Annotated in this window: 12 protein-coding genes; 4 read left to right on the forward strand and 8 right to left on the reverse strand. The window is 40.8% G+C overall.

Annotated features, from left to right (window positions below):
• Nucleotides 1–8: 8 nt before the first annotated feature.
• The 4 genes from BM176_RS08690 to BM176_RS08705 all read right to left on the reverse strand — a co-directional run bounded on the left by BM176_RS08690 (nucleotide 9) and on the right by BM176_RS08705 (nucleotide 6664).
• Nucleotides 9–3551 carry a SusC/RagA family TonB-linked outer membrane protein gene (locus BM176_RS08690; RefSeq protein ID WP_177230347.1) on the reverse strand — a complete coding sequence of 1181 codons (3543 nt, stop codon included), beginning with the start codon at nucleotides 3549–3551 and terminating at the stop codon, nucleotides 9–11.
• A 233-nt stretch (nucleotides 3552–3784) separates the two neighbouring features.
• Complete coding sequence (locus tag BM176_RS08695; RefSeq protein WP_090101900.1) at nucleotides 3785–4918, reverse strand: FecR family protein; 1134 nt, start codon at nucleotides 4916–4918, stop codon at nucleotides 3785–3787.
• 63 nt (nucleotides 4919–4981) lie between these two features.
• Nucleotides 4982–5611, reverse strand: a complete 630-nt coding sequence (locus tag BM176_RS08700) for an RNA polymerase sigma factor (protein ID WP_090101902.1) — start codon at nucleotides 5609–5611, stop codon at nucleotides 4982–4984.
• Nucleotides 5612–5800: 189 nt separating this feature from the next.
• Nucleotides 5801–6664, reverse strand: a complete 864-nt coding sequence (locus BM176_RS08705) for a glycosyl hydrolase (protein WP_090101904.1) — start codon at nucleotides 6662–6664, stop codon at nucleotides 5801–5803.
• A 165-nt stretch (nucleotides 6665–6829) separates the two neighbouring features.
• Here BM176_RS08705 and BM176_RS08710 point away from each other — a divergent pair, with 165 nt between their 5' ends.
• The 3 genes from BM176_RS08710 (at nucleotide 6830) to BM176_RS08720 (ending at nucleotide 9133) form a co-directional block, all read left to right on the forward strand.
• A complete protein-coding gene (locus BM176_RS08710; protein ID WP_090101906.1) occupies nucleotides 6830–7327 on the forward strand; it encodes a hypothetical protein in 498 nt (165 codons plus the stop codon).
• A 6-nt stretch (nucleotides 7328–7333) separates the two neighbouring features.
• Nucleotides 7334–8143, forward strand: a complete 810-nt coding sequence (locus BM176_RS08715) for an SOS response-associated peptidase (protein ID WP_090101908.1) — start codon at nucleotides 7334–7336, stop codon at nucleotides 8141–8143.
• A 204-nt stretch (nucleotides 8144–8347) separates the two neighbouring features.
• Nucleotides 8348–9133 (forward strand): alpha/beta hydrolase, encoded by a 786-nt coding sequence (locus tag BM176_RS08720; RefSeq protein ID WP_090101910.1) that lies wholly within the window; start codon nucleotides 8348–8350, stop codon nucleotides 9131–9133.
• A 70-nt stretch (nucleotides 9134–9203) separates the two neighbouring features.
• Here BM176_RS08720 and BM176_RS08725 read toward each other — a convergent pair whose 3' ends face one another.
• The 3 genes from BM176_RS08725 to BM176_RS08735 form a co-directional block, all read right to left on the reverse strand.
• Entirely contained in the window at nucleotides 9204–11315 is a 2112-nt protein-coding gene (locus tag BM176_RS08725) for an LTA synthase family protein (RefSeq protein WP_090101912.1), read from the reverse strand.
• Nucleotides 11316–11413: 98 nt separating this feature from the next.
• On the reverse strand, nucleotides 11414–11794 hold the full coding sequence (locus tag BM176_RS08730; protein ID WP_090101914.1) for a DUF779 domain-containing protein: 381 nt from the start codon (nucleotides 11792–11794) through the stop codon (nucleotides 11414–11416).
• Nucleotides 11795–11803: 9 nt separating this feature from the next.
• Nucleotides 11804–13336 (reverse strand): aldehyde dehydrogenase family protein, encoded by a 1533-nt coding sequence (locus tag BM176_RS08735; protein ID WP_090101916.1) that lies wholly within the window; start codon nucleotides 13334–13336, stop codon nucleotides 11804–11806.
• 137 nt (nucleotides 13337–13473) lie between these two features.
• On the opposite strand from BM176_RS08735, the gene BM176_RS08740 reads away from it, so the two are divergent.
• The gene (locus BM176_RS08740; protein WP_255373476.1) at nucleotides 13474–14421 is read left to right on the forward strand and encodes an AraC family transcriptional regulator; all 948 of its coding nucleotides are present in this window, start codon (nucleotides 13474–13476) and stop codon (nucleotides 14419–14421) included.
• Between the two features lie 58 nt (nucleotides 14422–14479).
• Here the strand turns inward: BM176_RS08740 and BM176_RS08745 are convergent, their stop codons facing one another.
• Complete coding sequence (locus tag BM176_RS08745; RefSeq protein WP_143097756.1) at nucleotides 14480–14938, reverse strand: hypothetical protein; 459 nt, start codon at nucleotides 14936–14938, stop codon at nucleotides 14480–14482.
• Nucleotides 14939–14980: the final 42 nt, after the last annotated feature.

Here is a 14980-nt window from a genome sequence, read left to right on the forward strand (position 1 = left end):
ACGAATCGTTAAAATGAAACATTAATATTAAAGGTGTAATTCTTAGGTTTGGGAAGCGAGTTATATTCACCAGCAAAAATATAGTCTGGATCGAGTCCTTCTTTATTCTTTCTCCAGATCAGTCCAAGGTTACTGGCAGTGGCACTAAAGGTCACTGACTTCAGGAAATTAACCCTTCTGAGCACAGATGCAGGCAGTATATAGTTCAGTGTGATCTGTTGTAATCTTGCATTATCCGCATCTATTACATTAATATCTGAATAGGCGTAACGGTTAATGCTGTTGAAGTTATTGTTCTGGATTCCGGGAACATCTGTAAATGCCTCATCGCCCGGATTTCTCCAGCGTCTGGCCATAGCTTTGCTGCTGGCAAGGAATCCCTGAGCAGTACTACCTGTAGGATAAAGGGTGGTATTGATATCATTTTTCAGCAGTTTATGTCCCAGGTAGAATACCATTCTTGCCGACAAACTGATGTTTTTATAACGAAGTGTGTGTAAAAAACCACCAAAATAAGGAGGTGTTTTACGGCCTGCGTATTTTTTATCGGACGGTTTCAGATCTGTACCATTCATATTGGCAGTCAGGATCTTAGCACCATCATAATAGATCTGTGATTGTCCTTTATTATCAAGTCCTGCCCATCTGTAAACAAACAGATTATCTGTAGGATAGCCATCAATTACCAAAGAGACATTACCTGGTTGCTGTATAATATCCGGATAACGATTATCTGTTATTTTATTTGTGTTGTAAGAGATATTAAAGTTTGCATTCCAGCCCCAGTTCTTTTTACGGATAATATCGCCGGTAATATTCAGTTCTACCCCATGACTTCTCATATCTGAGGTATTATATGTAAGGGTAGTCCAGCCGTAGGTTGAATTGATTGGCAGGTTAGAAACGATGCCATAGGAATACTTACTATAGATATCAAGAGACACGTTTAGTCTGTTTCTTAACATTGTTGCATCCATTCCACCATTCAATGTTCTTGTGGTTTCCCAACCAAGCATCTGGTTACCTGGAGTACCAATGTTACCATATATTAACTGGCTATAGGGGTCATTGCCGAAAATTGATACCAGTGGGAATGGCGTTCCATCTTTGGGTACACTTCCACCCAATCCATAAGTCAGCCGGAGGTCAAGAAAGTCCAGCCATTTAACTCCTTTCAGGAATGCTTCTTTACTCATGTCCCATTTAGCACCAGCAGACCATAATGGTAGTGCCCTTTTTCTACGGTCTACGCCGATCATACTATAATCATCAAAACGAACACTAGCAGATATATGATATTTGTCCAGGTAAGCATAGTTGGCATTACTATAATAAGAAAGATATCTTTTTCTGTCCATGTATATTCCACCGTCAGTGTTGCCCAATGTTCTGGTAGAACGATAAATGGTTGTATAAGGGATTAAAGGATTTACTGTCACGAAACTACCAATATCCTCATTGTATCCGTATTTGGTTTGATTATAACCGGTGTATTTGGTTTGACGAATTTCATTACCCAGGATTACTGTTAAACGATGTTTCTCGCGCCAGCCCTTATCTATATTTAACTGGGCCCTGAGTGAATATTCTTCAGAAGCTGTGTTACTCATTTTATACACTCCTCCCATTGGCACACCATATACTGGTTTACCATTCACAATAGTAGTGCCTGTGTTAATCAGGTCTACCGTACTATAACTGTTCTGTTCTGCCAGATTCTTCATTTCGAAAAGAGCGCGCTGGAACATACCGGAAACATCCAGTTTCAGCCAGTCCAGAATTTTTGTGCTTACGAGGGTATTAAGTCTGGTTCCAGTCTTACGGTAATAAGTATTGTTTCGGTTTAATTCTTCGATAGAATTTAACTTCCATGGAAGATAGCCCAAACGTGTAAGGCTATCTGTTACCCTTGGTGTAAAAACAATATCACGTCCGATAGAATTACCCTGGTCATCAACCAGCATTTCATAGGGGCGCAAACCGCCATAACCAGCACCTATAGCATCCAATGCAGCCTGATTCACTGTACTATTGGAAATGGACTGGTTAATACCTGTAGATACTGTTACTCTTTTATGAAACAGTTCATTAATAAGGTTAGCAGTGAGGAAATAATTTTCCGCATTATTACTTTTAAAGACAGTCCTATCTTTAGAATAATTTCCTGAAATATAATAGCTGTTATTATCGCTACCACCGCTTAAGGACAGGTTATATTGCTGTGTCATTGCATTTTGCAGCAGATATTTCCTGATCTGATCATGATTACTTCTTTTGCCTAGCGCTGTCAGTTTCTGATCTCTATCTTCAGCTGTGATAGTACCTCGTTGCACCTGGAACATATATTCCAGTGCTTCGCTCTGATTTGGATAACGCCAGTAAGATGCCGGATCAGTGAAGTAATTTTTATCGAACAGTTCTTTTTCATAATCGATGTATTCACTGCTGCTCATAGTATTCAGGTTCGACATATCTGCGGGGGCCGAGATACTGACTGTTGAATTGAAGTTTGCACTCGTAGTGCCTTTGCGACCTTTTTTAGTTTCTATTACAATTACGCCGTTTGCAGCACGGGACCCCCAGATAGCTGCAGCAGCAGCATCTTTCAGGAAGGTGACACTCTGAATATCTGCAGGATTGAAAGAACTAAGGATTGCATTGTTGGTAGCAAAAGTGGTACCCTCTAAAGATGAACCGGGATTTTTTGTCAGATCCTGATCCATTGCAGGAAAACCATCAATAACTACCAGCGGGGGTGTATTTCCAAAATAATTGTTTACGCCACGGATCTGAATGGAATTATCTTTCAGATCGAAACGTACACCAGGTATAAGTCCTTCAAGTTTTGCCAGTATGTTGATATCAGGACTAGCTTCAATTTCTTTGGCAGTAATAACACTGTAAGAACCAGTAGTAGCCTTCTTTTCCATCAACTGGTAGCCTGTGCTCACAGTTATACCTTCCAGTTTCATTAAAGAAACCTTCATGGTAATTTTTACATTCAGGGATGAATTGCCGAGTATTATTTTCTGTTCCAGCTTTTGAAAGCTGACATGAGTAATTTGTAATGTATACTCCCCCGGAGGTACATCCGGGAAAGTAAAGATACCGGAGCCACCGGTTACTACGCGCCTGTTCAGTGGTAGTAATGTAATGGAAGCCTGCTCAATAGGATTGCCATTTTCATCTTTTAAAGACCCTGTAAGCAGTTGCGGCACTACCGGCGCAGGAATATCGGCCAGCATCTGGCTGACCATAGATCTTTTTGTAACGATGATGGTTTTATCCTCGAAGGAATAACTGAGGGGCATACCTTTCAGTATCTGCCTCATGAGGCTTTCCAGGGGCAGGTCTTTCACATTCAATGATACCCGCTTTGAAACATCCAACTCATTCTGATCATAAAATACGAGGTAGCCAGTTTGCTGCCGGATCACCTTAAATACATTTTCCAGCGATTCATTCTGGCAAGAATAGGTGATACTTTGCGAATACGTTTTTGCACTTACCTGAATGCAGCAGGCAAGGATGATAATGGTTGATAATCGCATAACACGCAGTGTTTGGATACTTAACCGGTTGTTGTTTAAACAATGCCACAACAACAAACTATTGCGCTTTATAAACATAGCAATAGCATCCCGGTTACAAAAAGCTTCAAAATGCATACTTTTGTAAAGGTTATTGGTTGATAAATAGATTAAGTCTGAGCAGACCTTTTTTATAATGAGATCATAGCCATTGCCGTTCTACCTCCCCGTAGAACGGCTTCTTTTTATGATCTTTACTCCCCGACTATCAGTTTCCGCCCGTCCATGCGGAATTTTACATCCATTTTTTCCAGGATATGCAATACCTGCAGTAATTGCAGGTTGCGCTGAATAGCGCCACCAAAGTGCCGTTCCGGCACTTTGCCACTGAAAACTACTTCTACATCATACCAGCGGGACAACTGCCGCAATACGGACGACAGATCAGTCCCATCAAAGTCGAAGGCACCATTCTTCCAGGAAACTACCTGATCCACATTGATGTTATCTAACACTTTCACAGCTATATTCGCTCCTGTGATTCTGCCCTGCTGTCCTGGCAGCAGAATGATCTGTGGATTATTCCCGGTCAGCAATCCTACACGCCCTTCCACAAGAGTGGTGTTTATAAAAGGCTCATCTGTATAGGCATTAATATTAAAACTTGTACCGAGTACCTGTACTACTACTTCTTTATTGATCCTTACAAAGAAAGGCTTCCCTGCCATTTTAGTCACATCGAAATAAGCCTCTCCGGTTACATTAACAGTACGATCTGCGCTGGTAAAGGCTGTAGGAAAGGTTATAGAAGATCCGGCGTTCAGCCATACATCTGTACCATCTGGCAGGGTGAGGTGAAACTGGCCACCACGCGGAGTAGTGAGTGTATTATAGCTGATCCTGTTATCGTTGTTGCTGCCAGCGTATTGGAGCAGTCCGCCAGATTGCCGGATAGTGGTGTTACCCTGCTTGATGACCTGATTGCCTGTACTGTTCAACGTTACGGAAGAGCCATCGGCCAGGGTAAGAACAGCTTTGTTCGTACCGGGCATGACTACCTGTGCCAGTTGAGGTTTTACACCAGGTTGCTGCCAGAAAAAAGTGGTAATGCCTGCCAGTAACAGGACGGCGGCAGCGGCTGCCCAACGGAAGCGGGATATGAAGCGAACTTTCTCCTTTTTGCCAAGTATCGTTTCCAGGATAGGTTGCCCTGTCGTTAATGAAAAACGCGGATCGGCAACCGATAGGTTTTCCCATTGTTGTTCCAGTAAGGAAGCCATGACCTGATCCTGCACTGGATCTTCCAGCATGTTCATCAGCTCCTGAATTTCGTCATCTGAAGCTGTTTGTGTGTAATACTGATTAAAAAGTTGTTTTATTCGTTCCATAGTGATTCCTGTATACAGGACAACCTGGAATGTCCAAAAGTAGATATGCGATTTAAAAAAAGTTTAAAAAAAGAGGGAAGCGAGTAAAAGCGGGGGAATAATGAGGTGATACCTCTCTCTTATATAATTACTTATGAATTCCGTAGCCAACTGAATATATTTTTTGATGGTAGACAGGGTAAGATCCATCTGTGCAGCAATTTCTGCCTGTTTTAACCCTTCCCTGCGGCTGAGCAGAAATACTTTCTGCTGTTGAGGAGGTAATTTAGAGATCGCTTCGTCGATCAGGGAATGGTAAATCAATTGGGAATCGCCTGTATCAGCCACTGATTTGTATTCGTTCTTTAGCCAGGTTTTCTGGTTATTCCGTTCCCGGGCCTTCTTCTTTAAGGAATTCAGAGCCTGGTTTTTTGCAATGACCCAGAGATATGGTTTGAAATTTTCTACATTAAATAATGATTCCCTGCTCATCCAGATCTTGAAAAATACATCCTGGACAATTTCTTCTGTTTCAGGCATTGAACGGGTGATACGGAATACATGCGTTGATAATAATGGGTAATAATTATTGAACAAAACAGTAAATGCCGTTTCATCACTAGCTGATACTTTTCTCAGCAATTCCCTCTCATCCATTAAATTGTCCTGTTCCAATAAAGTCCCCTTTGTATTGTTTGCCCAAAATGGAGGCATAAAAATAATAAAAAACGAATATGGGAAAGGACAAATCTGGTAGTTATAACCGGGGGCCTCTTTTTAATGAGTACTATCATCATAATGTTTGTGAATATCGATTTTCAGTACGATTCTCTGCTCAGCATCATTTTTATTAAAAAAAGACTGCCCCGATGAATGGAACAGTCCTTATTTAGTAAAAGATTATTAGTGCAGCTTAACAGATGTATTGGGCATATAACCGGCATACCACTTCCCCAAATCAGTAAGAGTACCATCTGCGGCTACCAGTGCAGAAGGCCATAACCTGGTACTTGTAGGTGAGCCGGAGAACCATGAGTAACGCTGTACAAAAGGTAATGCTTCCAACTGGGGTAGTAAACGCTGCATAAATGCCAATACCTGGGCAGGAGTGTATCTGTTTGCCTCCACAGTTTTAGCATCCTGATCAACCGTTGCAAATTCAGTGATCCAGATAGGCAGATGGTATTTATTGTAGAGGTCCTGCAATACCCCTACAAAATGTACATCATCCAAACCAACGTACATGTGTACACAGATAAAATCTACCCGGCGTTTCTGAGCAATTGCCTTATCCATGAAGTCATAGATCCATTGTTGCGTAGGCCAGGCAGCAGCCGGACTTCCAAGTGGCAATCCTATGGTTTCAAGCTTAGGCCAGAGTGCCAGAGCTTCGTCTACAGTCATGTTTGATTGATCACCAAGATCTGGCTCATTAAATCCGAGTACGTATTTAATCATACCAGAATCCTTCCATTTCTTTACGTACGCAATGTTCTCATCTGTAACATTTGCCTTGCCCCAAAACATGCTTACAAATTCAGCATTCTGAGGTTTTTGCTCAAATGGCAAAGTGGTACCCCAGGTATAAAACCAATGGCTCTTAAGGTTCACAACATTTCCATACCAGCTGCCATTTGTGCTTCCTGTATTGAAATCGACACCTTTTTTATTGGTGAATGGTGTGTTTACAGTTGGTGAGGTGGTATCCTTCTTTTTGCTACAGGCCATTAATAACAGACTCAGTGAGAGTACAAGTTTGTAATTCATTCTAAAGTTCGGGTTTTGTAGAATAATGGTTATTTACGCAATATTATTAATTTTAATTAACATATTACATTAATTAAAGCTCAGGGCTTCAATACATTACTAATGAATAACTTAACTAATTTCAATTTTTTCATGAAAAGAACGAAGTATTTCTAACTTTGCGCTTTGCTAAAATCCAATACATATAATCCCTTTGAGGAACTGACGCCGGACAGGATCCGGCAGCTAATCCAGCTGAAAGATTATTTCCTGGTGGTGCAGCGTTTTCAATGGGTAGGTCTGCCAGCAGGCACCGGTTTTATGGCTTCTTATTATAATGACCTGCAAGCTGCAAATGAGCATCAGTCGTATTTAGTAAATTACGACGGCAAAGTAGTGGATCTTCAACAGGAAGATCAGAAGAACAGGTTTCTTCAGCTGTTCAAAGCAGGATCTCCCTATGTTGTTTATATCAATACGCTGAAGGATAAGGACTGGGCTAAACAGATGGTAAAAGCCTATGCTGAAAAAATTCGTCATTACATCAGAATTTCCGGTAAGATAAAGGTAAATCGTGATTATGGTATCGAGATTGACTTTAATCTGAAACATGGGTATGTAATGGCAGTCATCCACTCCGGAGAGCAAAAGATGGAAGTCCCTTTTTATGAAATTATAAAATAACCTTTGATGTGCTACGATATTTCATTCAATAGTGATATACTGTTAACTATAGATGCTTTCCCTACCATCATCAATGATCTGAAAACAGAGTTTGATAAGGAAGCGCTGATCCATGTGGAAGGTCATCGTCTGCCTGAGTTTTATACCATCTATACCACCAATAATACTCCTCACCTAACTACTATGGCATGGGGTGTAGATCCGCTTTATATAAGTGATCTGAAAGAAAGGTTAAGCAGAAGAGCCGGGATGTTAAATGCCCGAAGTGAACGTATTCTTGATGATCATAAATCTTATTGGTATAGGATAAAAGATAATCGCTGCCTTATTCCTGTAACAGGGATCTATGAACACCGGCAGATTACTGGCTGGAAGAATAAAGTACCTTACCTGATTCAGTTGCAGGATGCAAAGATCTTTTATATTCCGGGGCTTTACCAACTGAGAGATGAAGTAGATACGACAACAGGAGAGATTTTCCGTTCTGGTACTTATACCGTAATTACCCGTCCGGCAAATGCATTGATGGGAAACATCCATAACAGTGGTGAGAACAAACACAGAATGCCCCTTTTTATTACGACTGAAATTGCACAGCAATGGATAAATCCAGCTCTGACAACTACCGAAGTACGTGAGATACTGGCATATGAAATACCTTCTGATAATTTAGCCTGCAAGACAGTATATAGTATTCGTGGAGGAAAACACCGGCCTGATAATAAGGATAAAGATGCTTATTGGGAATGGGCGAATCTGCCATCTTTAGGAAATGATAATCCATTAAATATGGTATCGCAGCAAAGTTTGTTTTGATCTGTGATTGTGCTGGTTCTTTTAATGCAGAAAAAACGATGAGTTGTTGTCAATATCCCGATTTTAGTTTGCTAAATCACAGATACCCAAAATAATCCCGGTTTTAAAGGGTATATTAGATAGTCTATCTGACCGCATGAAATTTAACCCAGATACAGGTAGTTTAAAGACACAACAAACAAAACCTTAACCCAGGCAATACTTATGAGCAAAATTATCAATTCTAAAACGGTTGTATTTGTAACCGGAGCTTTTGTCAGCAACAGAGGCTGGCAGGAATGGCAAACCTATTTTGAAAGCAAAGGATATAAAACCATTGCACCAGCATGGCCTTTTAAAAATGGTACTGCGGCTGAACTCAGGAACAGACAACCCAATGATACAGATTTAGCGGCATTAACGCTTTCTGAGCTGATAGATCATTATGCGAATATTGTAAAAAGTTTTCCTGAAAAACCAATTGTAATTGGTCATTCTCTGGGAGGCTTGATTACTCAGATCATCGTAAACAGGGGCCTGACGGCTGCCGGTGTAGCGATACATCCTGTTCCGCCACAGGGTGTATTTCCTTATGAATTCTCCTTTCTAAAAGCAGGATGGAAATCCCTGGGGCTGTTTACTTCTCTGAAAAAAACCTACCTGATGTCTTTTAAAGACTGGCAATATGCATTTGTAAATAATATGCCCCTTGATGAACAGCAGAAAGCATATGATGAGAATACCATTCCAGAGTCTAAAACAGTAGCACGCGGAGGATTGACCAGTGCTGCAAAAGTTGATTTTGCGAAAGAACATTCACCATTACTGATTACTTCAGGTAGCCTTGATAATATTATTCCTCCTCATCTGAACTACCGTAATTTCAAAAAATATAAGAAGAATAATTCCATTCTTGAGTATAAAGAATTCGCTGGAAGAAATCACTTTGTAGTAGGACAATCTACCTGGAAAGAGGATGCGGATTATATACTAGAGTGGCTAAAGAAATAAATGTGTTAGTTCCTGCAGGGATCAAGCCTTGCAGGAACTTTTTGTATATGTGGAGTTGATAAGGCTGTTACTAATAACTTCCTGTATATTTTTTATTTTTTATAAGCCAGCTGGCACATTGATAATAAGCTATTGCCTGCTTTGACAGGCTATCTGTTAATGCTACGCTGGTCGCCTTGCCTGTTTTGAAATCTGGCTCAAATTCAGTTTGTTTTCTAACAGGTGAAAGAATTACCAGTTTGTTTGCTTTAATATAACCCAATCCCTGATAAGTACTGATAAACGCTTTTTCATTTCCCGGAGCTTCTGTAAAAATATCCTGTCCAAAGAATTTACTCTTGTAATTAAAATGCAGTAATCCCAGGATGGTTGGTGCAATATCAATCTGTGCTGTTAATTTATTTACCTTTTGTGCTGATATATTTCCGGGAGAATAAATAATCATTGGTATGTGATATCCGGTAACCGGTAATTGTACGCTACCAGCACTACCTGCACAATGATCTGCTACTATCACGAAAATGGTATTACTGAACCATGACTTGCTTTTAGCTTCCCTTAAGAATTTACCGATAGCATAATCCGTGTATTTTACGGCGCCTTCGCGGGTTTGCGTGGAAGGTGGAATATTGATACGCCCATCAGGATAAGTAAATGGACGATGATTAGAAACAGTCATTACATGTGTAAAGAAGTTTTTCCCTTTCGCATATTCCTGGTCAACCTTTTGTAAGGTGAGTGTGAAAAGATCTTCATCAGCAACTCCCCATATATTGGCATAATGGATTTGTGCGGGCAAAAGGGCATCCCTGTCAATTACCGTATAACCATTATTACTAAAAAAGTAATTCATGTTATCAAAATATCCATATCCTCCATAGATGTATTGTGTACTATATCCTTTTGATTTAAATACTGACCCCAGAGAGAACAGGTGTTCATTATCCGGACGTTTTACAATGCTTTGTCCGGGGGTAGGCGGAATAGCCAGTGATAATGCTTCCAGCCCTCTTACAGTTCTTGTTCCGGAAGAATAGAGGTTGGTGAACAACATACTTTCTGTCGCCAAAGAATCCAGTTGGGGTGTGATATTGCCTGTATTACCAAAGGACTTCATAAAATCAGCACTCAAACTTTCTACACTGATCAGCACCACATTCATCTTTTTCTCCGGTTCAGCGGGCGTAATTGATCTTTCAATATCAAATACATCATTGCTGGTAAAATGAGCATTAGGTGCAGAGAGTTCTTTTCTCAATATGGTAAAGGCTTCTTTATCAGGTAAAGTGCGATAGAATTTAAAATAATCCAGTTCATTATTCCAGAAAGCCGTTCCAAATTCAAACATGCCATTACCGGCCAATTCATTCACATATTCATTATCACTGAATTTTCGTAATGAATTGCCCACTATGAGATAAGAAGCAAGTGGCAGTAACAATAAAGCAACAGAGGAATAAGAGCGCTTGAATAAACCCGGACGATATTCCAGGGAGCGCATAACGGGTTTTCTTAATAACCACAATGTAGATACGGCTAGTACGAACACCCCTGTCAACAACCACCCCACAGGGTAAGACTCCCAGATATTTCCTGCTACTTCACTGGTATATACCAGGTAATCCACCGCTATAAAGTTATAACGGGCAGAAAATTCATTCCAGAAGAACCACTCGCTGACCGCATTAAAAAGCAACAGGTAAGTGATAATAAACATGTCTATCATCAATACCCACTTCCTCCACCCCATCCTGAAACGTTCGCCTGCAAAGGAGAGTGATATGTAGATAAGCAACCGGACCATCACATAGATGATCACGAACTTCCGGAGGTCTTCGTTGAAGTCTTTTGGTACGAGGTCTGTAAAAATGAGAATCCCCAACAGCAGCAATCCTGCCACTATGGCTATAATCCGGCGTCTGGCCGTATAGATCCCTTCATTAATTCCCCATAAATGGAGTACCAACGGGATCATGACATAAGAGGCTATAACAAGATCGTAAAACAATCCTATCCCCACTATGCCTGCAATATTTAGCAGGCTCCAGTCAATACCCGAAGCGGAATAGACAGCAAGTGAAATCCTTGTAAGGGTGGAAATAATCACTGCTACCATGCAGACTATAAAAACAGGCGTGTAATAGTGCTTTAGTGACTTTGCAGAAATATAGGAACTACTCATGACAAATGAAATCGCGACCTTTTAATAATCAATAACTATTTTATGACAATCATAAAATAGTTAGCAAAGTTGACTATAAAACCCGGTTCTGTCAATGCCTATTTGTCGGAATCTATTGTATATATTTCGGGTAAAATGGTCAATTCTTCGTCTGAGAATACCCGGGAGCGGGTATGGAACCTTACTCCCAATGGTATTTCCAGGGAGAAGCTGCTGCCCCTCCCTGGAATTACGTCCAGGATCAATTGTGTATGCTTCCAATACTCAAACTGGTCTCTTCCCATATAAAATTTACAGCCTCCTACTTCTCCCAGGCACACATCGCTCTGGCCAGTGCGAAACTCGCCCTCTGTAAAACACATGGGCTGGGAACCATCGCAACATCCCCCGCTCTGATGGAACATTAAGTTACCATGCTGTTGTTGTAATTTTCCTATTAATTCAATAGCGGCTGTTGTCGCAATAATCCTTTCCGGCATGATCACTGATTAAAAGAAGCCCAGCTTCTGTTTATCGTAAGAAATAAGCATGTTCTTGGTTTGGCGGTAATGATTCAGCATCATTTTATGGGTTTCCCTACCAAATCCAGATTTTTTGTATCCTCCGAAAGGTGCGTGTGCAGGATAAGCATGATAGCAGTTCACCCATACACGGCCGGCCTGGATGGCCCTTGGCACCTGGTAGAGTTCATGTGCGTCGCGGGTCCATACACCAGCACCCAATCCATAGAGAGTATCATTTGCTATCTGGATAGCTTCTTCAGTGGTTTTAAAAGTGGTTACGCAGAGTACCGGACCGAAGATCTCTTCCTGGAACACTCTCATTTTGTTATGCCCTTTCAGAATAGTGGGCTGAACATAATAGCCATGCTCCAATCCATTGTTCTGGTGGAAGGCTTCACCACCGCAGAGCACCTGTGCCCCCTCCTGCTTGCCAATATCCAGGTAACTAAGTATTTTATGATACTGGTCTTCACTAGACTGAGCCCCCATCATTACGGTACTATCCAGAGGATTACCCATTATAATGGCATTGGTACGCTGGATGACACGTTCCATGAACCGATCGTAGATATGCTCATGTACAAGCATGCGACTTGGACAGGTACAAACCTCTCCCTGGTTGAGCGCAAACATTACCGCACCCTCAATTGCCTTATCGAAGAAAGCATCATCAGCATCTGCTACGCTTTCAAAAAAGATATTTGGACTCTTGCCACCCAGCTCCATTGTTACAGGAATGAGGTTTTCAGAAGCATATTGCATGATGAGGCGGCCGGTAGTAGTTTCCCCAGTAAAGGCTACTTTTTGTACACGGGGAGAGGATGCCAGAGGTTTTCCTGCCTCCACACCGAACCCTGTCACGATGTTCAGAACGCCTTTGGGCAGGATATCGCCCACCAGTTCCATGAGACACATGATGCTGGTAGGAGTTTGTTCTGCAGGTTTTACCACTACGCAGCAACCGGCAGCTAAGGCAGGAGCTATTTTCCAGGTGGCCATCAGCAGTGGGAAATTCCAGGGGATGATTTGTCCTACCACACCAATAGGCTCGTGCAAGTTGATGCTAACAGTGTTTTCGTCGTGTTCGCTTATAGTCCCTTCCTCACTTCTTAATACTCCAGCGAAATACCTGAAGTGGTCCACGACCAGAGGCAGGTCGGCTGCGCGGGTTTCCCGGATGGCCTTGCCATTGTCTATTGTTTCAACAATAGCCAGGTATTCCAGATTATCTTCAATGATCTGGGCAATTTTCAACAGCAGGTTACTACGGTAAGCAGCCCCTGTTTTGCACCATGTTTCAAAAGCCTTATGTGCGGCTTCGATAGCTTTGTCAATGTCTTTAGCATTGCCTCTCGCCGCCTGGGTAAAGACCTTTCCATCTATTGGAGAAACATTATCAAAGTATTCTCCGCTGGAAGGCGCTACCCATTCTCCGTTAATGTAATGATCGTACCGAGGTTTAAATGTGGGACGTGCTGCCAGATTGGACTTAGGCACGGCAGTGGCTGTATTGCTCATAATAAGTGGAATTATTTTGTATTGTTAAACAATACTGCAATATCAGTAACAGGGAATAGTAATCTGACATTTTAGTATTTTTTAATAGCACAATCGTACTTTTTCTATTGTTTGTCCTGCCGAAAAAATAGCTTAACTTGTTAATAATAAATTCCAACGTTGATATGCAGGTAAATAACTATTTGCAGAAGCCCGCTCTAACGCGGCCAGAGGAATTGCAAACACTGGTGGAGAACAGGCGTATATTTAATCTTAAGAACTGTGAACTGAATATTTTTGAGAGTTACCAACAAGCTTTACATGTACCCCTCACATTTAATGACCTCGTTATAACCAGTATGATACGAGGCAAAAAGGTGATGCACTTGTTTGATAAACCATCTTTTGATTATTTGCCCGGGGAAACGGTGATTGTACCATCCAACGAAACTATGATCATTGATTTTCCAGAAGCGACTGAACAAAACCCTACACAATGCATTGCACTTGCAGTAGATGAAGCATATATACTGGATACTCTCCATTACTTAGACAGCTATTATAATACTGGTAATGAACAGCACCACTGGAATCTCACCTTTAATCAATATCACTTTGAGAATGATCATGAGGTAACAGAACTGATCAATAAACTGATCAGGGTTTGCAGCAGTCAGGATAAAGCAAAAAACATTTATGCAGATCTGCATATGAAAGAACTGCTGATCCGGTTAATACAGACTCAACACTTAAAACAGGTAACCCTCGACAGTCTGACAGATAACAATCATAACAGGTTGAATTATGTATTGAATTATATTCAGGAACATCTGACAGAGAAGATAGCTGTAGATGTATTAAGTCGTAAGGCATACCTGAGCCGTAATATGTTCTTTAAATGGTTTAAGGAACAGTTTGGCATCACTCCACTGGAATATATTAACAGGGAACGGTTGAAGCTGGCCAAGCAATTGTTGTGTAAGCCAGAGCATAATATTTATACCGTAAGTAAGCTATGCGGTTTCTCTGATGTAAATTACTTTGTAAGGATCTTTAAAAAGATGGAAGGTACTACTCCGAAGGCTTATCAGACATGTATATTGTAATTATATCCTTTATACTTTGTTACATTTTATCCCCTTCGTCTATAATATTACAATAGGACTAATCTTCAAAATGACCTTCATCTATAATTTTATAGCTGGCAGCGTACTGCTTAATATAACTGCGCATTTCGCCAATATTCGTTTTTGCAGCAGAAAGATGAATTTTTAGCTGTTCATTATTATGATATGTTAACAATACCTCTGGTAATTTAAGATCATTATTAATACTAAATTGTGTACGAAAGCTTCTAACAGTATTCCAGTATATCATCTTCCTCCCATAAAGCATTCCCTCTCTATCAATTGTAATCATGAATTTAATTCTGAAGATTCCCCGCCAAAAATAAATAGTTCCAAATAACTGCAAACCAATGAATGTGATGAGAAGGGATAGCTGAAAGGTATTCAACGAGTGGATGTTAATCCAGGTAATCAAAGCTGTGAAAATAGTGGTCAAAGTAATGATGATAGAACCACTCGAGGCGCTTGCCGATTTCTTAATATAAATAGGTTCCATAGGATAATATAGATTTCCTCTACAAAATAATACCAATATAAT

The sequence above is a fragment of the Chitinophaga sp. CF118 genome (assembly GCF_900112615.1).
Classification (GTDB): Bacteria; Bacteroidota; Bacteroidia; order Chitinophagales; family Chitinophagaceae; genus Chitinophaga.